15 protein-coding genes are annotated in these 20998 nt (G+C 65.2%); 8 read left to right on the plus strand and 7 right to left on the minus strand.

The genetic code is table 11. The annotated features are described in order from the left end of the window. Positions 1-248: 248 nt before the first annotated feature. Both HOP58_RS15515 and HOP58_RS15520 read right to left on the minus strand, forming a co-directional pair. On the minus strand, positions 249-1775 hold the full coding sequence (locus HOP58_RS15515; RefSeq protein ID WP_234260811.1) for a hypothetical protein: 1527 nt from the start codon (positions 1773-1775) through the stop codon (positions 249-251). Positions 1776-1893: 118 nt separating this feature from the next. Further along, the gene (locus HOP58_RS15520) at positions 1894-4242 is read right to left on the minus strand and encodes a mechanosensitive ion channel domain-containing protein (RefSeq protein ID WP_234260812.1); all 2349 of its coding nucleotides are present in this window, start codon (positions 4240-4242) and stop codon (positions 1894-1896) included. A 142-nt stretch (positions 4243-4384) separates the two neighbouring features. Here HOP58_RS15520 and HOP58_RS15525 point away from each other — a divergent pair, with 142 nt between their 5' ends. Both HOP58_RS15525 and HOP58_RS15530 read left to right on the plus strand, forming a co-directional pair. Next, entirely contained in the window at positions 4385-5404 is a 1020-nt protein-coding gene (locus HOP58_RS15525) for an amidoligase family protein (RefSeq protein WP_010629385.1), read from the plus strand. Beyond that, positions 5401-6072, plus strand: a complete 672-nt coding sequence (locus HOP58_RS15530) for a type 1 glutamine amidotransferase (protein WP_234260813.1) — start codon at positions 5401-5403, stop codon at positions 6070-6072. Before HOP58_RS15525 ends, HOP58_RS15530 begins: the two co-directional genes overlap by 4 nt. Before the next feature lie 49 nt (positions 6073-6121). Here the strand turns inward: HOP58_RS15530 and HOP58_RS15535 are convergent, their stop codons facing one another. Next, positions 6122-6553, minus strand: a complete 432-nt coding sequence (locus HOP58_RS15535; RefSeq protein WP_035591632.1) for an OsmC family protein — start codon at positions 6551-6553, stop codon at positions 6122-6124. Positions 6554-6710: 157 nt separating this feature from the next. On the opposite strand from HOP58_RS15535, the gene HOP58_RS15540 reads away from it, so the two are divergent. Further along, positions 6711-7601 carry an aldo/keto reductase gene (locus HOP58_RS15540; protein WP_234260814.1) on the plus strand — a complete coding sequence of 297 codons (891 nt, stop codon included), beginning with the start codon at positions 6711-6713 and terminating at the stop codon, positions 7599-7601. On the opposite strand, the gene HOP58_RS15545 is transcribed toward HOP58_RS15540, so the two are convergent. Then, positions 7598-8164, minus strand: a complete 567-nt coding sequence (locus HOP58_RS15545) for a DUF1415 domain-containing protein (RefSeq protein ID WP_234260815.1) — start codon at positions 8162-8164, stop codon at positions 7598-7600. The two genes, HOP58_RS15540 and HOP58_RS15545, sit on opposite strands and share 4 nt — an antisense overlap. A gap of 60 nt (positions 8165-8224) precedes the next feature. Further along, positions 8225-8920, minus strand: a complete 696-nt coding sequence (gene nfi, locus HOP58_RS15550; protein WP_234260816.1) for a deoxyribonuclease V — start codon at positions 8918-8920, stop codon at positions 8225-8227. Positions 8921-9051: 131 nt separating this feature from the next. Here nfi and HOP58_RS15555 point away from each other — a divergent pair, with 131 nt between their 5' ends. From HOP58_RS15555 to HOP58_RS15570, 4 genes are all read left to right on the plus strand, one after another. Continuing rightward, positions 9052-10347, plus strand: coding sequence for an exonuclease SbcCD subunit D C-terminal domain-containing protein (locus tag HOP58_RS15555; RefSeq protein WP_234260817.1), 1296 nt, complete (start codon positions 9052-9054; stop codon positions 10345-10347). Further along, entirely contained in the window at positions 10344-13640 is a 3297-nt protein-coding gene (locus HOP58_RS15560) for an AAA family ATPase (protein WP_234260818.1), read from the plus strand. Before HOP58_RS15555 ends, HOP58_RS15560 begins: the two co-directional genes overlap by 4 nt. Positions 13641-13721: 81 nt before the next feature. After that, positions 13722-14090, plus strand: coding sequence for a YciI family protein (locus HOP58_RS15565; protein ID WP_234260819.1), 369 nt, complete (start codon positions 13722-13724; stop codon positions 14088-14090). Between the two features lie 98 nt (positions 14091-14188). Then, on the plus strand, positions 14189-15067 hold the full coding sequence (locus HOP58_RS15570; RefSeq protein ID WP_234260820.1) for an alpha/beta hydrolase: 879 nt from the start codon (positions 14189-14191) through the stop codon (positions 15065-15067). Positions 15068-15070: 3 nt separating this feature from the next. Here the strand turns inward: HOP58_RS15570 and HOP58_RS15575 are convergent, their stop codons facing one another. Both HOP58_RS15575 and katG read right to left on the minus strand, forming a co-directional pair. Continuing rightward, the gene (locus HOP58_RS15575; RefSeq protein WP_234252945.1) at positions 15071-17575 is read right to left on the minus strand and encodes an EAL domain-containing protein; all 2505 of its coding nucleotides are present in this window, start codon (positions 17573-17575) and stop codon (positions 15071-15073) included. Positions 17576-17714: 139 nt separating this feature from the next. After that, positions 17715-19940, minus strand: coding sequence for a catalase/peroxidase HPI (gene katG, locus HOP58_RS15580; protein WP_267963469.1), 2226 nt, complete (start codon positions 19938-19940; stop codon positions 17715-17717). 442 nt (positions 19941-20382) lie between these two features. Here katG and HOP58_RS15585 point away from each other — a divergent pair, with 442 nt between their 5' ends. After that, positions 20383-20961: an antibiotic biosynthesis monooxygenase gene (locus HOP58_RS15585; protein ID WP_010629401.1), complete on the plus strand. Its 579-nt coding sequence runs from the start codon at positions 20383-20385 to the stop codon at positions 20959-20961. The last annotated feature ends 37 nt before the right edge of the window (positions 20962-20998 follow it).

Consider the following 20998-nt stretch of genomic DNA (forward strand, 5'->3'; position numbering starts at 1 on the left):
GCACTTCCAGAAGCTGGAACTGGTCGTCAGCAACGTCAAGTTCCAGGACGGGGAGCAAGTGGTTGATCAATCAGACAGGAATGCGGCCTGATCGCCATCCACCAGATTTGACGATAACTCTCCTCCTGGCTGGTCCCTGCTTAAAATCTAGTCCGACTTTTTCGGCGTCACAATTTTCTACATTTCCGAAAGTAGCAGAGCAGACAACCCGCCATCTTGACTTACAGCAATCCCGGCGCGACAAATCTTCATATGCGATGAAGATTCAATGCTTCCTTGGCGAGGGCTTCCGTGTCGACCACACGCTTTTCCCCACCCTCCTGGTGCACCTTGACCACATCGACGATCCGCGAACGACTCATCACGATCTTCCAGCGCTGCAGAATCGGCTCGGCATGAGCGACCTCTTCCCGCACCACCAGGTTGAGCAGATGCCGCTTCTCCACCGACTCCCTGTTGACCTGGCCGTCCTTGAGCCGATAGACATGGTGGCTGCCCTTGTCCATCAGGCGGGTCAGCTGCGAGAGGTCGAACGACAGCGTTTCGCGGGTCTGCTCATAGCCGCTCAGGAACCGGGTCGGCGACATGCGTGAGCTGGAGCGATAGTGCAGCACCACCTCCTCGCGCTGCGCCACGTTGCGTTGGCGTACGCGCTGGATCTGCTCGTCGAGCTTGCTGAAGCGCTTGTAGTCGAACCACTCGAGCTGGCGCCCGACCATGGCATTGCTGGTGGCATCGAAGTACTGACGCCGCCACTTGGGGCGCCCCTTGCGCAGCCAGCGCCACAACGTATTGCGCAGATCGTCCTTGAACACCTCGCGCATGGCATAGAGCACGGCCATGGCCAGCACGAACAGCGCGGTGATGTTGCCCCAGGCATCGCGCGCCTGGAGCAGCCCCAACGAGACGAAGATCATGACCAGCCCAGTGGCGAGCCCCTTCACCGCCTTCTGCTCCGCGCTGCCCAGCTCCTGGCTCTTCTGCTTCAAGGTGACCGGGTACTCGATGAGGCGACGCAGCAGCCGCATCTTGTTGGACATCCGCGTCGGGTCGCGCGTCACCCGCGAGGCGTTGTACTCCTCCTGATCGCGGTATTCGCTCTCGGCCTGAACGATTTCCAGCAGGCGTTCGCGGATGGCCCGGTAGTTGCGCCCGCGCGGCAGGTGGGCCAACAGCGCCAGCAGCCGCTGCTCGGTGAACCAGGAAAGGTAGTTGTCGATATTGGCGTAGTACTTGAGCAGGTTGTCCTCGCCGGGCCGGTTACGGCGCAGTCGACGCAGAATGCCCTGGGCCAGCTCGCAGAGTTCCTCTAGGCGCTCCTCGAGCCCCACCGAGGTGGGGTCGGAGAGCGTCTCGCGACTCTCCTCGTCACGGCTCTTGTTCTCCTCGGTGCTGGGCTCGCCCGCGTCGTCCCGCTCCTCGCCTTCGGCCTTCTTCACCTTGCGTGCGGTGTCGAGCAGGCTCTGGGTCGCGCGCTCCAGCGCCACCACGTACTGATAGGCATAGAGGCTCAGGCTCAGGCGATACTGCTCGGTGCTGAGCTTGCCGCGGCTGGCCAGGCGGCTGAGCACCAGCGGCAGGTGGTGCTTGTCGCTGTAGTAGGTGCGCTTGACGTGGATGCCGCTGTAGTAGAAAGCATCTTCGGAGATGACGTGCTCATTGAGCCCGAGTTCGCCGGGAACGAACAGGAACAGATCCAACCGGTGCGAGGTTTCCTCCTGCAGCACGCGGGAAATCTTGAGGTGGAAGCTGTCCTTGCGTTCGACGGTGATCACGCTGCCCCGTCTCCTTGTGCCAGAGGCCCGGATAAGGCGGTATGACGTTCATAGTACGGGGAAAACCGATCCGCACGCCAATGCGGACCGGCCCGATAGCCGAGAAACTCGACCATTGCTATGAGGAGTCAGGCGACGAGCGCAGCGGATTGGTCGCCCCCTCGGGATCGGCGATGCCGGCCTCGCCCGGCGCCCGCCCCTTGGCATCGCGCAAGGTGGTCGGGTCGCCATCGTTCTGCCCTGGCTCGTCCGTCATGGGGTCGCCCGGCTGGCCCTCCATGCTCACGCTCAGGCGCGGCATGCCCAGGTCGATGCCTTGGGCCTCCATGCGCTGCTTGAGCAGCAGGTTGAAGGCGCGCGCCACGTCCCACTGCATCACCGGTGCGGTGCGGAAACGCATGCGCAGCACGGCGGCCCCCTCGTCGAAGCGGTCGATGCCCTGCATCTCCAGCGGCGACCAGATGTGATGTCGCATCATCGGGTCCTGGCGCAGCTCCTGGGCGGTCTCCTGCATCAGGGTGATGGCATCGTCGATCTTCATGGTGTGGGGGATGCGGATGCGCATCAGCGCGATGCCGAAATGACGCGACATGTTGTGGATCGACTGGATGGCACTGAAGGTGATGATGTGCAGGATGCCGTCCAGGTCGCGCAGCCGCACGGTGCGCAGGGTCAGCCCCTCGACGGTGCCCATGTGGCCGTTGATCTGCACGAAGTCGTCCACCGCCAGCGAATCCTCGATGATGATGAAGATGCCGGTGATCAGATCCTGCACCAGGGTCTGGGCGCCGAAGCCCACCGCCAGGCCGATCACGCCGGCGCCGGCCAGCAGCGGCGTGACGTTCACGCCGAGATTGGCCAGCCCCACGATGGCGGCGATGATCACGATGGTGGCGAACATCACGTTGCGAATCATCGGCGTGATGGTCTGGGCCCGCGCCTGATTGACGCGCCGCCCTCGCGAGCGGGCGGAAGACATCAGGGCGCGCTGAATGGCGGTATCGGCAAAGATCCATACCAGCCAGGCCAGCAATACCGTGAAGCCCAGCGCCAGCAGCGCCTGACCGATCCGAACGCCGGCCACCCCCTCGCGGCCCAGGCCGAACAGCGAGCCGCCCCACACCTGCAGCGACAGTTCGGCGAAGACGATCCACGCCACCACGTGGGAGAGTGCGTAGCCGAAGCGCTCCAGACGCCGGCGATATTCGCTGAGCCGGCGGCGCTTGCCGCGCCGCTCGCCGTGACGCTGGATCAGCCCGGTGATCACCAGCGTCAGTACCAGCAGTGCCGCGGAGACGATCGAGCGCGCCAGGGCGCCCCCCACGTCGCCCACGGTGACGAAGATGGCCAGCAGCGACCCCACCACGACCAACAGCGCCGGCACGTGCCACAGCTCGCCGACGATGCGCGCCAGCTCGATGCCGGTGCCCCCTTCACGGCGTACGCGCCAGGAGCGATTGCGGATAAGGTGCCGGATGGCGCGTTTGAACTTGAAGATGAAGCGGATGCTGAGCAGTGCAGCCAGCATGTTGGTCAGCACCGAGCCCAGCGCTGCCAGCTCCTCGCCCACGATGAGCGACAGACGTGCCGCATTGAGCGCATCGCCAAGGGCGATCAGGGCGCCGATCACGAACAGCATCCTGAGCCCCTTGCGCTGCAGGAGCAACACGGCGGGGAAGCGATGTCCGCGTGTGAAGACCGAGACCACGCACTCCACCACCACGGAGAGCGTGCGGCCGCACAGCGCCAGATAGGCCACGATCAGGGCCAAGGTGCGTCCCGGACTGGGTGGCAACACCTGCACCAGACCCATCACCAGCAGGAACGCGAGGGCCCACGGCAGCATACGCCGCAAAAAGTGCAGCGCCAGCAGCCAGCCACGCGGCTCGCGCGGCAGGTCGAGCGGCAGCTCGCGTCGCTTGAACAGCAGCCTGCCCAGGGCGATCAGGATCACCAGCAGGCCGGCCCAGATGCCGAGCATCACGGCGCTGTCGATGGCGAAACGCACCAGCGTATTGGTACCGGTATCCACCATCAGCTCGCTGAACTCCGCCCAACCCTGCTCCAGTTGACGCTGCCAGTCGTCGATCGGCGACTCACCCGCCTCGGCCTGCTCACCGAACTCGCTGATCGTCTCAGCCAAGGCGCCGAGCAGCCCCTGGCGCTGGATGGCACCGTCGTCGGCAGCGTGCTCACCGTGGGCCTGCTGGATGTCGCGCAGTTCACTGAGCAGCGCACCGCGGCGCTCCTCGTCCTCCAGCGTCGCGATCACTTCATTGAGCGACTGCTGGAACGACTCGGCATCGTGGGTCTCCTCCGGGGCCTGGTCTTCCTGGCCCAGCCCGCCGAAGGCCAATGTCTGAGCATGCAACGTTCCCGCCGCAAGCAGCAGACTCAACAACAGCCCGAAACGGATCATGACCGGCACGGCACCGGCAAGCCCCGCTCGGATAAAACCAACTGGCATTGCTTACACTCCCTTGTCCGTTCTGCCAAGCCTTGGGACTCAAGCCTAGGGACAACAGTAGAACAAGGATCGGTCCCTGACGGCTTCTCACCGCTCTGTGCTAGGCTGGCGTTCAGACTCTCGAGTCGCACAGGATGCCTTCATGCTGCCGCAATCACCACCCGAGCCGCTGAACGTTCAGGGCAAACCCCGCCGGATCGGTGTCGAAATCGAGTTTGCCGGGCTCCCCCCTCAGCAGACGGGCGAACTGGTGCGCGACCTGTTCGGCGGCGAGCTACAGCAGGTCAGCCCTCATCGTCTCAAGGTCGTGAATACCCATTGGGGCGAGTTCATCATCGAGCTCGATACCCAGTATGCCCATCCCGACACCCGAGTGACCAAACAGGCCCCACACAGCGATACTGAATGGGAGCGGCAGCGGCACCAGATGCGCATGGAGTTCCATCACAAGACTCGCGAGCTGATCGGCGACGTGGTCATGGGGCTGGTGCCGACCGAGATCGTCTGTCCGCCGGTGCCATGGAACGAGCTGGACAAGCTCGACAACCTGTTCACGGCGCTACATGCCCATGGCGCCAAGGGCACCGATGCCAGCCTGCTCTACGGCTTCGGCCTGCATCTCAACCCCGAGGTGGCAAGCCTGGAGACCGATTACCTGCTGCGTCAGCTGCAGGCCTATCTGCTGATGGCCGCCTGGCTGCGCAAGGAGATCGACATCGACATCACCCGCGAGGTGCTGCCGCATGCCAACCCCTTCCCCAAGCACTATGCCATCCAGGTGCTGTCGCCCGACTACGCACCCGATCTGGATACGCTGATCGCGGATTACATCGGCTTCAACCCGACACGCAATCGCGAGCTGGACCTCTACCCGCTGTTCGCCTTCCTGCGCCCCGATTACCCCGATCCGCTGATTCACAACACTCTGATCAAGCCCAGGCCGACCTTTCACTATCGATTGCCCAATGCCCAGCTCTCGCAGCGCGGCTGGGGAGCGGTGGTGGAATGGAACCGCTGGGTCGCCGTCGAACGGCTCGCCGCCGACCGCAGGGAGCTGCACGAGCGAGCCGGTCGCTTCGTCAGTCTCAACACGCAATCGCTCATGACGCGCATGGCAGGGAAGTTGCGCACCTGGATCAAGGAGGTCCGCTCACCCTCATGACACGCCCCCTCATCGGCATCACCACGTCGGACTACAAGAGTCGCATCGCCTGGTGGTTCGATTGGTTCGCCGTGTGGCGACACGGCGGACGGCCACTGCGACTCTCTCCCTCACGGCCGCTGCCGGAAGCCCTGGATGGGCTGATCATCGGCGGCGGCGACGACATCCAGGCCCATCTCTACGGCGGCGAGGTTCAGCTCGACGTGCGCTTCGACCCGCAGCGCGACGAGCTGGAGCTGGAGCTGATGGAGCGCTTCATTCCCCAGGGCAAGCCGGTGCTGGGCATCTGTCGTGGCGCCCAGATGCTCAACGTCCACCTGGGCGGCACTCTGGACCCCGATATCTACACCACCCATGAGGGGCTCAAGCGCCGCCGCACCGTGCTGCCGCGCAAGACCGTGGACATCCTAGACAACAGCCAGCTGCGCCGTATCCTCAAGGTGAGCTGGTGCCGCATCAATAGCCTGCACCACCAGGCCGTGCAGGAAGCAGGGCGCGGCATCGAGATCGTCGCCCGCGACCGCGACGGACTGGTGCAGGGAATCGAATCCCGCGACCACGAATTCCTGATCGGCGTGCAGTGGCATCCGGAGTGGCTGATCTTCAACCGCCCTCAGCAGCGACTGGTTCGTGCCCTGGTCGTTGCTGCGCGGCGCACCATGCCCTGAACATGACAGCGGCCACCCTTGGGTGGCCGCCGGCAGCACGAAGCACGACTCAACTTTCCAATGAGGCGTCCAGCGTGATCTCGGCCTTGAACAGCTTGGACACCGGGCACCCCTCCTTGGCCTTGTTGGCGGCGTCCTGGAACGCCTGCTCATCGGCCCCCGGGCTGCGTACCCGGGTGGTGAGGTGGATCTTGCTGATGCTGAAGCCGCCGGCGTCCTGCTCGAGGGTGACGGCCGCCTCGGTGGCAATGCGCTCGGGCGTCAGCCCCGCTTCGCCCATGATCATGGAGAGCGCCATGGAGTAGCAGCTGGCGTGTGCCGCGCCGATCAGCTCCTCCGGGTTGGAGCCGGCTTCACCTTCGAAGCGCTTGGCGAAACTGTAGGGCACGTCATTCAGTACACCGCTCTCGGTGGAGACCTGACCCTTGCCCTCTTTCAGGCTACCCTGCCACACAGCGCTACCGGTTTTCTTGATGCTCATCTCGGTCGACTCCTTGCGATGGGAGAACTGGCAATACCTTCGGCGGCAGCGCCAGGGGACGCTGCCACTCCCTCACCATAGCGCATCGACTTGTCTTCGCCATCTCTTTGGCGAATATTTTTGAAAATATTTTCCAAAACATACTTACGAGCCCACCATGACCGACCACCGTCCCCCTCACGCGACCTTGCCCGCCACCGCCCATGCTCCCGCTCTCGAGCTGCCCGCCATCGGCCAGGGTACCTGGTACATGGGCGAGGGCCTGGTACCGCGAAGCGACGAGGTGCGCGCCCTGCAACAGGGCCTGGAGCTGGGCCTGACGTTGATCGACACCGCCGAGATGTATGCCGATGGCGGCGCCGAGGAAGTCGTCGGCGAAGCCCTGGTCGGTCGTCGCGACCAGGCCTTCCTGGTCTCCAAGGTCTACCCCTGGAACGCCGGACGCGACAGCGCCATGGCCGCCTGCGAGCGCAGCCTGAAGCGCCTGGGCACCGATCATCTCGACCTCTACCTGCTCCACTGGCCCGGCAGCATCCCCTTGGAGGAGACCCTGGAAACCTTCGAACGGCTGCGCGAACAGGGCAAGATCCGCCGCTATGGCGTTTCCAACTTCGACGTGGACGAACTCGAGACGCTGAACGCCCTGCCCGACGGCAGCGAGTGTGCGGTGAACCAGGTGCTCTACCACCTGGGTTCGCGGGGCATCGAATACGCCCTGCGCCCGCTGATGCAGCGCCTCGGCATGCCGCTGATGGCCTACTGCCCGCTGGCCCAGGCCGGCCAGCTGCGCCAGGATCTGTTCGGCCATCCGGTGGTGAGAGAAGTGGCCGACGAGCTCGGCATCACCCCCGCCCAGCTGCTGCTGGCCTGGACCATTCGCCCGCTGAACGGTCGGCGCGACGTCATCGCCATTCCCAAGGCGGTGCAGCCGCAGCACGTCGAACAGAATGCCGCCGCTCTCCAGGTCGATCTCAGCGACGAGGCCCTGGCCCGGCTCGATGAAGCCTTTCCGGCGCCAGGGCGCAAGGTGCCGCTGGATATCGTCTAGTCTCGGTCGGGGATCTGGCCACGCAGCGCCGCCAACCCGGCGGCCAGGCGTTCGCTGCCGAGCTGGCGCATCCGTTCGATATTGCGTTCGGGAATCGCCTCGGGGTCGGGGTAGTGGGTCAGGGCGTGCTCCAGCCCCGCCTCACGCAGCAGGTGCAGCATCGGCCAGGGCGAGCGATTGGTGAAATTGGCCGGGTCGCTCTCTTCGGCGCCGTCGAAGCAGTAGTCGGGGTGGAAGCTGGCCAGCTGGTAGGTGCCTTCATAGCCCTGCTCGACCAGCAGCGCCTCGGCCACGGCGAGAAAGTCGAGATAGTCGTCGAAGTCCTCGAGGCCCGGGCGCAGCACCAGCAGCGTCGTCTCGATGGCAGCCGAGGCGTCGAGACGGCGGCACTCTGCGATGAACGCCTCGAGGGCGGGCTCCCATTCGCTTGCCACCACCTCGACGAAACGGATGGTCTCCCCCACCAGCTCGCGGCGGGCGAAGGGGCAGACGTTGTGGGCCACGACGAAGCCCTCGACCCAATCACGAGTGGCAGCGCAGGCGGGCGTCAGGGTGTCGGGCATGATGGGCCTCGTCGGCAAAAAATGGCCTGGCAGTATACCCGAGCCCGCACGCAGCGTGGCTCAATCCGCCGGTCGCAGCATGGGCCCGCGTCGCGAGGCGAGCCTGTCGGCCAGCCGCGTGGGCTCCGGCAGCTTGGTGCGGCCCAGGCACTTCGCCACCCAGTCGAGCGAGGTCGCGAGGCTGATGCGATGCCCCAGTGAGACGAACACCGGCTTGACGCCCAACCGGGTGCGCAGCACCGCGCCGATCGTCTCGCCGCGATGGCGCAGCGGCGTCCATTCGCCGCGCGCCTCCGGTACCTCGTCATGCACACCACAGAGTCGCGACTTGGCCACGCCGATGGTGGGCAGGTCGAGCCACAGCCCCAGGTGCGAGGCCACGCCGAGACGGCGCGGATGGGCGATGCCCTGGCCGTCGACCATCACCAGCTCGGGCCGTGTGGCGAGTCTGTCGAAGGCCGCCAGCGCCGCGGGAATCTCGCGGAAGGAGAGCAGCCCCGGAATGTAGGGCATGCGGGTCGGCTCGCGGTGCACCACTTGCTCCACCACCTCAAAGCCGACCATGGGATCGCCGGGCCAGGCCAGCACCACCACCGCCGCCCGGGTGATCTCACCGTTCTCCTCGAAGCCGATGTCGACCCCGGCGATATGGCACACCGGAACCAGGCGGTCCTCGCGCTCGATGCGTGGGGCCAGCTCGCGCTGCAGCGCGATGGCCTTCTCCGGCGTGGGGGTCCATTCATGCAGTGGCGTCATCCTTGGCATCCTTGCAACGTAAACTGTTCCGCAGTGTAGGCGGTCACAGGGCACTTCCCAAGACCAGGCGGTACGACGGCGCGGCGATGGCTTCGTGTATCATCGGCGCAGAACCGACGACGAGGGATACCGTGCTCAAGCTGATCCACACCGCCGACTGGCATCTGGGCCAGACCTTCCACGGCCAGGAGCGTCATGCCGAACACCGGCTCTTTCTCGACTGGCTGCTCGACACCCTCGTCGCACGCGAGGCCGACGCCCTGCTCGTCGCCGGCGACGTCTTCGACGTGGTCAATCCCTCGCTTGCCGCCCAGGCACTGCTCTACGACTTCATCGTCAGCGCCCACGAGCGCCTGCCGGCACTGGACATCGTGCTGATTGCCGGCAACCACGACAGCGGCAATCGGATCGAGCTACCGGCGCCGCTGATGCGCCGGCTGCGCACCCACGCCCTGGGCCGGGTGTGCTGGCTCGACGACGGCAGCCTCGACGCCGAACGCCTGCTGGTACCGCTCACCGACGCCCATGGCGAAACCCGCGCCTGGTGCCTGGCGCTGCCCTTCCTGCGCCCCGCCGAGGTCACCGGCCATGGCCTGGCCCCTGCAGAAGCCAACGAAGGCGAACCGCTCAGCGACAAGCCACGCAACGACTACGTTGCCGGCATTTCCCGGGTGCACGAGCAGTTGATCGACGCCGCCCGCAAGCGGCGCGCGCCCGGTCAGGCGCTGGTGGCCATGAGCCACGCCCACCTGCACGGTGCCGCCGTTTCCGAGGCCAGCGAGCGGCCCATCGTCATTGGCGGCGAGGAGTCGATCTCCGCCGGGCTCTTTCCCGCCGACATCGCCTACGTGGCGCTGGGTCATCTGCATCGCGCCCAGCAGGTGGGCGAGGCGCGCATCCGCTACAGCGGCAGTCCTCTGCCGCTGGACTTCAGCGAGGTGAATTACCCTCATCAGGTGGTGGAGGCGGTACTGGAAGGCGAAAGCCCCGCCCAGGTGGAAGCGATTGCCGTGCCACGCCCCGTGGCCATGAATCGTGTCGGCCCCGGCGAGCTCGACGAGGTACTGGCCGAACTCGAAGCACTGCCCCACGCCCCCTCCCTGCCGCGCGAACGGTGGCCCTGGCTGGAAGTGCGCGTTGCGCTCACCGCCCCGGTGCCCGACCTGCGCGCCCGGGTGGAAGCGGCCCTCGACGGCAAGACCGTGCGTCTGCTGCGCCTGGAGCGGCGCCTGCCTCAGCAGGCTGCCGATGGCATGCCGGAGCGAGTCGATCTGGAACAGCTGGGGCCGAGAAAGCTCTTCCAGCGCACCTGGGAAAAACAGTGGGGCGAGCCCCCCGGCGACGATGTGCTGGCCGACTTCGATCAGCTGCTGCAGGACGTGCTCGACACCCATGAAGAGCCGCGTAGCGGGGAGCCTCGCCCATGAAGATTCTCGCCCTGCGCCTGGCCAACCTCGCCTCCATGCCCGGCCCGCTGGAGCTCGACTTCACCGCGCCACCGCTCAGCGATGCCGGCCTGTTCGCCATTACCGGCCCCACCGGCGCCGGCAAGAGCACCCTGCTCGACGCCCTGTGCCTGGCCCTCTACGGCAGCACCCCACGGCTGCGCCAGGCTCCCGGTCGCGATGCACCGCTGCCCGACGTGGAAGGCGAGACGGTGAGCACCGCCGACCCGCGCACCCTGCTGCGCCGCGGCACTGCCGGCGGCTACGCCGAAGTCGACTTTCTCGGTCGCGATGGGCGTCGTTACCGCGCGCGCTGGGCCGTGCGCCGTGCCCGCGAGAAGGCCAGCGGCCGTCTACAAGCGGTAGAACAGTCGCTCACCGATCTCGACGACGAGCGCCTGCTCACCGCCCAGAAGCGCGAGTTCGCCGAGCTGCTGCCGGAACGCCTGGGGCTGACCTTCGATCAGTTCACCCGCGCCGTGCTGCTGGCCCAGAGCGAGTTCGCCGCCTTCCTCAAGGCCGATGACAACGAGCGCAGCGACCTGCTGGAACGGCTCACCGGCACCGCCGAGTATTCGCGAATCTCCGAAGCCGCCTACCGGCGGGCGATCACGGCCAAGCGACACGTCGATGCCCTGCAGACGAAGCTCGCCGATGACCTGCCCGCCGAGCCCGAGGCCCGCAGCGCGCTGGAACGCCAGGCCGAAAACGCCGAACAGGCCTTGAACGGCCTGCAGCAACAGGCCAAGGAGCTCGACGCCCAGCGACAGTGGCATGGCGCCGACGAACGGCTGCGCCAGGCCTACGCCGAGGGGATTCGCCAGCAGCGCGATGCCGAAACACGCTGGCAGGCAATGGCCGCAGCCCGGGCCGACCGCGACTGCCGCCGCCTGCTTGCGCCCCAGCGCCATCACCTGCTGCGCCAGGCCGCGCTGCCGGATGAAATCGCCGCCTTGGAGCAGGCCCACCGGCAGACGCAGGCAGCCCTCGAGCAGGCCCGCACCCTGCAAACCCAGGCAGAGCAGTCCCGGGATCAGGCCGCTCGCCAGTTGGAAGCCGCCAGCCAGGCCCGCCAGCAGGCCGAACCGAGCCTGCGCGAGGCGCGCGAACACGCCCAGGCGCTGGCTACCCTGGAGCGCCAGCTGGCCGAGCTCGAATCCCGTCATCAGAGCTGCCGCCAGCAGGCAAAGACTCTTGACCAGCAGCATCGGGCCACCGCGGCCAGGCTGCACGAACTGCAACGCCGGCGCGACGAATGGCAGACCACCCTGCGCCAACTGATGGGCAGCCATGAGCGGCTCGATGCTGCCCGCCAGGCGGCACAACAGACCCACGACCACGCCGCCCGCCGCGGGCTGGAACTGGATGAACTGGCCAGCCGCTGGCAGGAGTCGCTGCGGGCCGAGCTTGCCCAGCGCCACTTTAACGAGCGCCTGGCCGCGGATGAGAAGCGGCAGGCCGAACTGACCATTCAGGGCAAGGCCGCCCGTGAGCGGCTCGACGACAGCGAGCGGCGTTACGCCACCCTGCGCGATTTCATCGAGCGCAGCCGTGCCGCTCGCAGCGAGAGCGTGGCACGGCTGCGCGAAACGCTGCGGGAAGGCGAGCCCTGCCCAGTTTGCGGCGGCCACGACCACCCCTTCCGCCAGCGGCCGCCAGCCACCCCAGAGGCGGCCCAGCTCGCCGCCCAGCAGGAGCAGGAAGACGCACAGCTGGCCGAGGCCAGACAGGCCTTCGAGCAGGCCCAACTGGCACGCAGCGAGCTCGAGGGCGAGTACCGCGCCGCGCTGGCGTCGATCACACGCGGCCGACAGGAGCTACAGCAGGCAGACGAGAGACTGACCCAGGCCCGGCAGGCCTTGAGCGGACATTCCCTGCACGCAGAGCTGGCCGACGTTGCGCCTGAGGAGCGTGAGGCATGGCTCGCTCACCAGCGGCGGCATAGCGCCACCGAGCGTGAACGGGCCGAGCATGCGCTCCAGGAGCTGGCCCGCGCCGAGGCGGAGCTGAACCCGCTGGAAGAGGCCCTGCGCCAGGGCGAGCTCGAACGCGCCCAGCACGAGGCCCGCAGCGCCACGCTGAAAGAAACGCAGGCCCAGCTCGACGCCCAGCTACCGCCCCTGCGCCAGGAGCGAAAGACACTTACCGAGCGGCTCCAGGCCCTGCTCGGCGAGCACGCCTCGGCCGACGCCTGGCAGCAGCGGCTGGAAGCCAGCCAGGAGTCCGCCCGCCGTGAGCGCGACCAGGCCATCGAGCGCTGCCACGGCGCCGAACGCGAGCAGGCCCGGCTCACCCAGCAGGCCAGCCACGAGGCCGAGCGCATCGAAGGGCTCCGTCAGGAGCGGGTCACGCTGGATGCTCGGCTGGCCGAGTGGCGCCACGCGCATCCACAGTTGGACGACGCCACCCTGGCGCGGCTGTTGGCGCAACCCGAGGACGAGACCGCCCGCCAGGAGCGTGAGCTTGCCGATGCCGACGAGGCACGCCAGCGCACTGAGGCCAGTCTCACCGAGCGCCGTCATTCCCTGCTCGAACACCGCCGCGAGCGGGCACTGGCCGACAGCGAGGCCGAACTGCTGAGCGAAGCGGTCGAAGCCCGCATCGCCGGCCTAAGGGAAACGCTGGACGCCCAGCAAACGGCGCTACAGCCCGAGCTGGCGGAAGCGCAGCAGGTGCGTGACGATGCCGTTCACGCCCTGCGCGACGACGACCGTCGGCGTCTGCGCCAGCAGCAGGGCCAGGCCGAGCTGGAAGCCGCCCGTGCCGAACAGGTCCGCTGGGGGCGCATCAGCGAACTGATCGGCTCCGCAGACGGTAAGGCGTTTCGCCGCATTGCCCAGGCCTACAACCTGGAGCAGCTGCTGGAGCACGCCAACGCCCATCTGGCCAATCTCAGCCGCCGCTACCGGCTGGCCCGCGGCGGCAGCGAGCTGGGCCTGCTGGTGGTGGACCACGACATGGGCGACGAGCGCCGCTCGGTACACTCGCTCTCCGGCGGCGAGACCTTCCTCGTCTCGCTGGCCCTGGCCCTGGGACTCGCCTCCATGGCCTCGGGCGAACTCACCATCGAGTCGCTGTTCATCGACGAAGGCTTCGGCAGCCTCGACCCGCAGTCGCTGGCGCTGGCCATGGAAGCGCTCGACGGCCTGCAAGCCCTGGGCCGCCGCGTCGGGGTGATCTCCCACGTGCAGGAAATGCATGAAAGAATCCCTGTGCAGATTCAAGTCGAGCCGCTCGGCAACGGCACCAGCCGGGCTAGGTTGGTCAGCCTTTGAGGTCTCTTCGTCCTTCCATTGCGCCGGTCCAGCCCGTGCGCCATCTTCTACGGGTCGGCATTCCCAACATGAGGGTCTCCCATGAAGTACCTCTGTCTCGCCTATGAGGAAGAGCGAATATTCAGCGAAATGACGGAAGCCCAGTGGCATGAGCTACTACAGGAAACCCTGGATTATGTGGACGACCTGCAGAAACGAGGCAAGCTGGTCCTGACCAACGCCTTGCAGAGCGCCACCAAGGCTCACACTCTGAGAGTTCGTAATGACGAACTCACCATGACCGATGGGCCCTTTGCCGAGACCAAGGAGCAGCTAGGCGGTTTCTTCCTGATCGAGGTCGCGTCAGAAGAGGAAGCCCTGGAGATTGCTGCCGGCTGGCCGTCAGCGCGACTTGGCACCATCGAGGTAAGGCCCGTCGAGGAGGAATTGAGAGCCGAAAGCCGTTACTGAGCGGGAGGTTGGTGAGTGTCTAGCCGCTCGAAGAGACATCGATAGGCGGCCTGGCTCGGCTATGCTGCATGAGTCATGGAGAGATTGAGGGAGGCAGCATGAAGGAGTTGGCGTTGCACGGCATACGTTACCTGGGCCTGACACTGCTGTTGGGGCTTGCGGGCCAGGCGCTGGCAGCCGAGGTGAACTGGCCGCGAATGACCGAGTCGGCAGACGGCGTACCAATCGCCTATGAGGTTCACGGCAGCGGCGAACCCACGCTCGTGTTCATCCACGGCTGGAGCTGCGACGGGCGCTACTGGCGCGGGCAGGTGCCGCATTTCTCTCAGCAACATCGGGTGGTGACGATCGATCTCGCCGGGCACGGCCATTCCGGCCAGGAACGTGAAGACTTCACCATGCCGGCCTTCGGCGAGGACGTGAAGGCGGTGCTGGAGGAGCTGGAGGTGGATCAGGCCCTTCTGATCGGGCACTCCATGGGCGGACCGGTCGCCGTGGAAGCGGCGCGACTCATGCCGGAACGCGTCATCGGGATCGTGGGCGTCGATACCTTCCACAACGTCGCAGAGGAAATCACCGAGGCCCAGATCGACGAAATGCTGGGGCCGATCCAGCAGGACTTCGTCTCCGCTACCCGCCACTTCGTCGCCTCGATGTTCGTGGAAGAGACCGATGCCAGCCTGCGCGACTGGATCGTGCAGGACATGGCGGCAGCGCCGCCTCAGGTGGCTACCAGTGCCATGCAAGACATGTTTACCCGGCATGCCGAGGGCGAGGCAGCGCAGCACTTCGAGGAGCTGACGGTACCAGTGGTGGCCATCAATGCCGACCTGTGGCCGACCGATATCGAAGCCAACCGGCAGCTGCTACCCGAATTCGATGCCGTGATCGTAGAAGGCACCGACCACTTCCTGCACATGGCCAAACCTGCAGAATTCAACCGGGAGCTGGACCGGGTAATCGGCACGCCGCCATGATTGCTAAGCGGCCGGCGGCGCCTCTCTCTGGGCAACCGGCGTAGGGTGGAACTCCTCGACCGGCAGCGGTCGGCCGAACAGGTAGCCTTGGTATTGGTGGCAACCCAACCCGGCAAGCACGGCGCGCTGTGTCTCGGTTTCGACGCCCTCGGCGATGACGCCTAGCTCCAGACTCTGAGCCAGGGCCACGATGGCTGCGGCAATGGGGGTGGATTGGGTGTCATGGCTAAGGTCACGGACGAAGGCAATGTCGATCTTCAAGGTATCCAGAGGCAGTGCCTTGAGATAGACCATGGAAGAGTAGCCGGTGCCGAAGTCGTCCAACGCGAAGCTGACGCCTATGCGACGCAGCAGCAACATCTTTTCGATGGTACCTTCCGGATCCTTGAGCAGCAGCGACTCGGTGAGCTCGAGAGTCAGGCTGCCCGGTGCCGCCGAGTGACGATAGATGGCCGTGAGCACCTGGTCGACGAAGTCGGGCTGCTGGAACTGACGCACGCTGACGTTCAGGGAGAGCTTGAGATCGCTGAATTCGGAACGGCGCCGCCACTCCCCCAAGAGACGGCAGCCCTCCTGAAGGACCCAACTGCCCAAGGGCAGGATCAACCCGCTCTCTTCCGCCAGCGGAATGAACTCCCCTGGCGAGACGAAGCCCCGAGCTGGATGCTGCCAACGCACCAGCGCTTCTGCACCGATGACGTGCCGGTCGGCATCAACCTGGGGCTGGAGATGCAATCGCAACTCACCGTTGTCGATGGCATGTCGCAGCTCACGCTCGAGCGTAAGCCTCGCCTCCCGCTCCTGCTCCAGCTCCGGAGAAAACAGCTGAGGAACCGCATCGCGCTGTCGCTTGGCCTCGAGGAGCGCCAGACCGGCACGCTTGAACAGCATTGCCGGAGTCGTACCCATGTAAGGATCGAACACCAGCATGCCGACACTGAGTCGGCAGGGGTAGGTATGGCCGTGCAGAAGATAATCGGCGGAGAGTGACGCCAGCACACGTTCGGTAAGCCCGCGCGCTTCACGCCCGGCGGCCGACCTGTGGGTGGCACTCAAGCGCGCCAGCAGAGCGAACTCGTTGCCGTCCAGACGAGCGACATGAAGATCGTCATTAGCCCATTGGCGCAGACGTGTCGCCAGTTGGCGCAGCAGCTCATCGCCGATGTCCTGACCCAAGCTGTCGTTGAGGATCTTGAAACGGTCGATGTCGAACAGCACCAACAGCGACAAGGCCGTTCCGCTACCCAGATGACGTTCACACCCATTCAACCGCTCCTGCAGAGCACGCCGATTGGGTAACTCGGTCAGGGTGTCATGGTAGGCGAGGTAGCGTATCCGCTGCTGAGCCTCCTGTTCAGCGGAGCGATCGGATATCAACGCCACATAGTCCCGCTCATTGCTATCGGCATAGATCACCCTGCTGACGCTGAGCCAGGCGGGAAAGCGCCAGCCATTCTCATGCTGAGCTTCGATCAGGCCATTCCATTCTCCCTGTTGCTCCAGCGCTTGCCTGATGATGTCTCTCAGTTCCCGGCTATTGACCGCGAAACCCAGCTTCCACACCGACTTGCCGATACTCTGCTCGACCTCCCACCCCAGCAGCTGCTCGAGAGCAGCATTGCTGAGCCGCACACGTCCCTTGCCGTCGAAGAGCGCGACACCGTCGCGAAGCGCGGAGATCACCTCCAGCAGTCGCGTGCGGGTCATGTGTTCATGCTGCTCGCTGAGGTGCAAACGGCGCTGGGCCTGTGTCGCCACCACAGTCAGCAAAGCGACCAGAACGACACAGCCGCCAATGAGATAGATCATCCAGTGCGATTCCGCCATTGGCGGCAGCGAAGCCGCGCCTGGATGGGGAACGAACCAGGCAGCCCCCATGGCCACGTAATGCATGCTGCAGATGGCCAGGGAAACGAACAAGGCGCTGATGAAGGCGCAGGTCTTGGCGCGTCGCATACCCCACTCCTGGCGGCATAGGCGATACGCATAGGCGCTAGCGACGCCGAGACCGACGGCCACGAATAGCGACAGGAGGAACAGCCAGAATTCATGATAAAGCGATGCCGGCATATGCATGGCGGCCATGCCGACATAGTGCATCATGCCGATCCCCAGCCCCAGGCTGGTGCCGGCCAGCATCAGCTCTCGGTGAGTTGAAGTCTCACGCGAAAGTAGCAAGATGGCCGCCAGGCTCCCCGCCACGGCGGGCACGATGGATAAGAGCGTCAGGATCGGGTCATGCTGCACGGGGAAGGCAAGCCGATAGGCATGCATACCGGTGAAGTGCATGCTCCATACGCCCAACCCCATGATGCCGGCCCCAGCGAGCAACCAGAGCCTGCGCCAGCCAGCGTGCTTGGCTTTACTGACCAGTTTGATCAGATCCAGGCCGGCATAGGAGGCCGCCAGCGCGATCGCCCAAGAGACCAGTACCAAAGGGAGGTGATGTTCCCCCTGCACGGCATCCAGGGCATGTGGATCGAAAATGAGAAGGGTCAGTGTCGTCATGAACTGATCTTCGGCAGCGAGCCTGCTTTCTTGAGGAAGGCCTGCCCAAGAACGTTGAACCCTCGTTAGCCGAGCATTGGCCAATGAGAAAAAACGCCCCGTTGCCGGGGCGCCTCTCTCTTCTCGCTAGCTCGCTGGATCACACCAGGTCGAAGCGATCCGCGTTCATTACCTTGTTCCAGGCGGCGATGAAGTCGCTGACGAACTTCTCCTTGGCATCGTCCTGGGCGTAGACCTCGGCGATGGCACGCAGCTGCGAGTTGGAGCCGAACACCAGGTCCACCCGAGTACCGGTCCACTTCACTTCGCCGCTCTTGCGGTCGCGGCCTTCGAACACGTCGGCATCCACCGAGGCGGGCTGCCACTGGGTACCCATGTCGACCAAGTTGACGAAGAAGTCATTGGTCAACGTCCCGGGGCGCTCGGTGAACACGCCGTGGCGCGAGTTGCCGTAGTTGGCCTCGAGCACCCGCAGCCCGCCCACCAGCACGCTCATCTGCGGCGCGCTGAGCCCCAGCAGCTGGGCCTTGTCGATCAGCATCTCCTCGTCGGAGACGGTGAAGCGAGCGCGGCGGTAGTTGCGGAAACCATCGGCTTCGGGGCGCAGCCACTCGAAGGACTCAGCGTCGGTCTGCGCCTCGCTGGCGTCGGTGCGGCCCGGCGTGAACGGCACCTCGATATCGTGGCCGGCACCCCTGGCTGCCTTCTCGATGGCAGCAGCACCGCCCAGCACGATCAGGTCGGCAAGCGATACCTTCTTGTTGCCCGATTGGGTGGCGTTGAAGTCATTCTGGATGCTCTCCAACGTCGTCAGCACCTTGGCCAGTTGCTCCGGCTGGTTGGCTTCCCAATCTTTCTGCGGCGCCAGGCGAATGCGCGCTCCGTTGGCCCCGCCGCGGATGTCGGAGCCGCGGTAGGTGGAAGCCGAAGACCAAGCGGTATACACCAGCTCGGCAACGCTCAGGCCCGAGCCGAGAATCTTGCTCTTGAGGCTGGCGATGTCCTGAACATCGATCAGCTCATGGTCCACGGCGGGCACCGGATCCTGCCATATCAGGTCTTCGGCCGGCACTTCCGGGCCCAGGTAGCGCGCCTTCGGCCCCATGTCGCGGTGGGTCAGCTTGAACCAGGCGCGGGCGAAGGCATCGGCGAACTCGTCCGGGTTGTTGTGGAAGTGCTCGGAGATCTTGCGGTATTCCGGATCCTCGCGCATCGCCATGTCGGCGGTGGACATCATGATGCCTACACGCTTCGAGGCATCTTCGGCATCCGGTGCCATGTCCTTCTCGGCCAGGTTCTTGGGGACCCACTGCTTGGCGCCTGCTGGGCTCGTGGTCAGCTCCCACTCGTAGCCGAACAGCACGTCGAAGTAGCTCATGTCCCACTTCGTCGGCGTCGGCGTCCAGGCACCTTCCAGGCCGCTGGTGATGGTGTCGCGGCCCTTGCCACTCTTGTAGCGGCTCTTCCAGCCGAAGCCCATCTCTTCCATGGGCGCGGCCTCCGGCTCGGGGCCCACGTTGACCGGATCGCCGGCGCCATGGGTCTTGCCGAAGGTGTGGCCGCCGGCGGTCAGCGCCACGGTCTCGTAGTCGTTCATCGCCATGCGGGCGAAGGTTTCACGGATGTCCTTGGCCGAGGCCAGCGGGTCCGGGTTGCCATCCGGCCCTTCCGGGTTGACGTAGATCAGGCCCATCTGCACCGCGGCCAGCGGATTCTCCAGCTCGCGTTCACCCGAGTAACGGCTCTTGGCATGGCCGCTGTCGGCCAGCCACTCGTCCTCGGCGCCCCAGTAGATGTCCTCTTCCGGCTGGTAGACGTCCTCACGTCCACCGGCAAAGCCGAAGGTCTTGAAGCCCATGGACTCCAGCGCGACATTGCCCGCCAGAATGTAGAGGTCGGCCCAGGAGAGCTTGTTGCCGTACTTGCGCTTGACTGGCCACAGCAGGCGCCGCGCCTTGTCCAGGTTGCCGTTATCGGGCCAGCTGTTGAGCGGCGCGAAGCGCTGGGTGCCGGTACCGGCGCCGCCACGCCCGTCGCCCACCCGGTAGCTGCCGGCACTGTGCCAGGCCATGCGGATGAACAGCGGACCGTAATGGCCGTAGTCCGCCGGCCACCACTCCTGGGAGTCGGTCATCAGCGCTTCGAGGTCCTGCTTGACGGCGGCAAGATCGAGGGACTTGAACGCCTCGGCGTAGTCGAACGCCTCGCCCAGCGGATTGGACTTGGGAGCATGCTGGTGAAGAATGCCGAGATTCAGTTGGTTGGGCCACCAATCCTGATTGGAGTTGCCGGTATCTCCACGCTTGGTGCGTGACCCATGCATGACGGGGCATTTGCCCGCGCTGCTGTCGACTTTTTTATCCATGATGCTCTCCCTTCGGTGACGCGCTGTGTTGTATCAAGTGCAAAATCGTTGAGCTGATGGAGTCTTGCCGTAGTGAGGCCCGGCTCATCACCGGCCTGCACTGCCACCTCTTTGTTGCCGAGAGGTTTCCCGAGGCGCATGTTTCCTTGCCAGCCATCAACGTGAAGATAGGTATACCAGGCAAGATAAATTAGAAGGGACTTGTTTTTATGCACCGGATCGATAGTCACAATCAATGAAAACATGTCGAGTCATTGCTTTTGCCTCTTTCTGATGATGACTCGAGCCTCCCTTCGCCGAACATTTGCCTACAAACCGACGCCTTCAGTAGCGGAAAGATCAAGCATGGTATACTTCTTGCTATAAATTCATGAGGGCCTACCCGGCTCGAGTGATATCGGCCCCTACCCGGGCGCCGAGCCATAAGCCAAGGAGATACACAATGTCATCCTCCCCTGTCACTCTGATGGTGGCGCGCCGCGTGGCGAGTGGGCGTTACCTCGATTTCATCGCCTGGCTCGAAGAGGGCCGCGAGCTGGCAGCCGACTTCACCGGCTACCTGGGCTCCGGCGTGCTAGCCCCTCCACCCGGTGACGATGAATATCAGCTCATCTTTCGCTTCAAGGACGCCGAGACGATGGCCGCCTGGGAGCACTCCGCCTCGCGTCGAGCCTGGCTTGCTCGCGGACGAGGCCTTTATGAGGCACCGCATGCTCACCGCGCCATTGGCCTCGATGGATGGTTCCAGGAGGCCACCGGCAAGACGCCGCCGCGCTGGAAGCAGGCGATTGCCATCTGGCTGGCCTTCTTTCCGGTATCACTTGCGTTCCAGTGGCTTGCAGGCCCTTTTCTTGTGCACTTGCCTTTGTTACCCAAGGTCATGTTCAGCACGTTGGCGCTGACCCCGCTAATGGTGTTCCTGTTCATTCCGCTCTCCATGCGCCTGCTCGGTCCGTGGCTGCGAGGTGAGACCACCCTTTTGGAACAACTGGAGCGTCGGCTGCACCAGCGCAGGGCCTGATAAGCCCTCATGACAGCAGGCGCTCTGCTCGCTCGCC

It is taken from the genome of Halomonas sp. MCCC 1A11062, from assembly GCF_021404355.1.
GTDB classification, from domain to species: domain Bacteria; phylum Pseudomonadota; class Gammaproteobacteria; order Pseudomonadales; family Halomonadaceae; genus Halomonas; species Halomonas aerodenitrificans.

Bases quoted from the DNA above. Each gene is read 5' to 3' on its own strand.
- HOP58_RS15520 (WP_234260812.1), bottom strand. From the start codon at position 4,242: ATGCCAGTTGGTTTTATCCGAGCGGGGCTTGCCGGTGCCGTGCCGGTC.
- HOP58_RS15525 (WP_010629385.1), top strand. From the start codon at position 4,385: ATGCTGCCGCAATCACCACCCGAGCCGCTGAACGTTCAGGGCAAACCC.
- HOP58_RS15530 (WP_234260813.1), top strand. From the start codon at position 5,401: ATGACACGCCCCCTCATCGGCATCACCACGTCGGACTACAAGAGTCGC.
- HOP58_RS15535 (WP_035591632.1), bottom strand. From the start codon at position 6,553: ATGAGCATCAAGAAAACCGGTAGCGCTGTGTGGCAGGGTAGCCTGAAA.
- HOP58_RS15540 (WP_234260814.1), top strand. From the start codon at position 6,711: ATGACCGACCACCGTCCCCCTCACGCGACCTTGCCCGCCACCGCCCAT.
- HOP58_RS15545 (WP_234260815.1), bottom strand. From the start codon at position 8,164: ATGCCCGACACCCTGACGCCCGCCTGCGCTGCCACTCGTGATTGGGTC.
- nfi (WP_234260816.1), bottom strand. From the start codon at position 8,920: ATGACGCCACTGCATGAATGGACCCCCACGCCGGAGAAGGCCATCGCG.
- HOP58_RS15560 (WP_234260818.1), top strand. From the start codon at position 10,344: ATGAAGATTCTCGCCCTGCGCCTGGCCAACCTCGCCTCCATGCCCGGC.
- HOP58_RS15565 (WP_234260819.1), top strand. From the start codon at position 13,722: ATGAAGTACCTCTGTCTCGCCTATGAGGAAGAGCGAATATTCAGCGAA.
- HOP58_RS15570 (WP_234260820.1), top strand. From the start codon at position 14,189: ATGAAGGAGTTGGCGTTGCACGGCATACGTTACCTGGGCCTGACACTG.
- HOP58_RS15575 (WP_234252945.1), bottom strand. From the start codon at position 17,575: ATGACGACACTGACCCTTCTCATTTTCGATCCACATGCCCTGGATGCC.
- katG (WP_267963469.1), bottom strand. From the start codon at position 19,940: ATGGATAAAAAAGTCGACAGCAGCGCGGGCAAATGCCCCGTCATGCAT.
- HOP58_RS15585 (WP_010629401.1), top strand. From the start codon at position 20,383: ATGTCATCCTCCCCTGTCACTCTGATGGTGGCGCGCCGCGTGGCGAGT.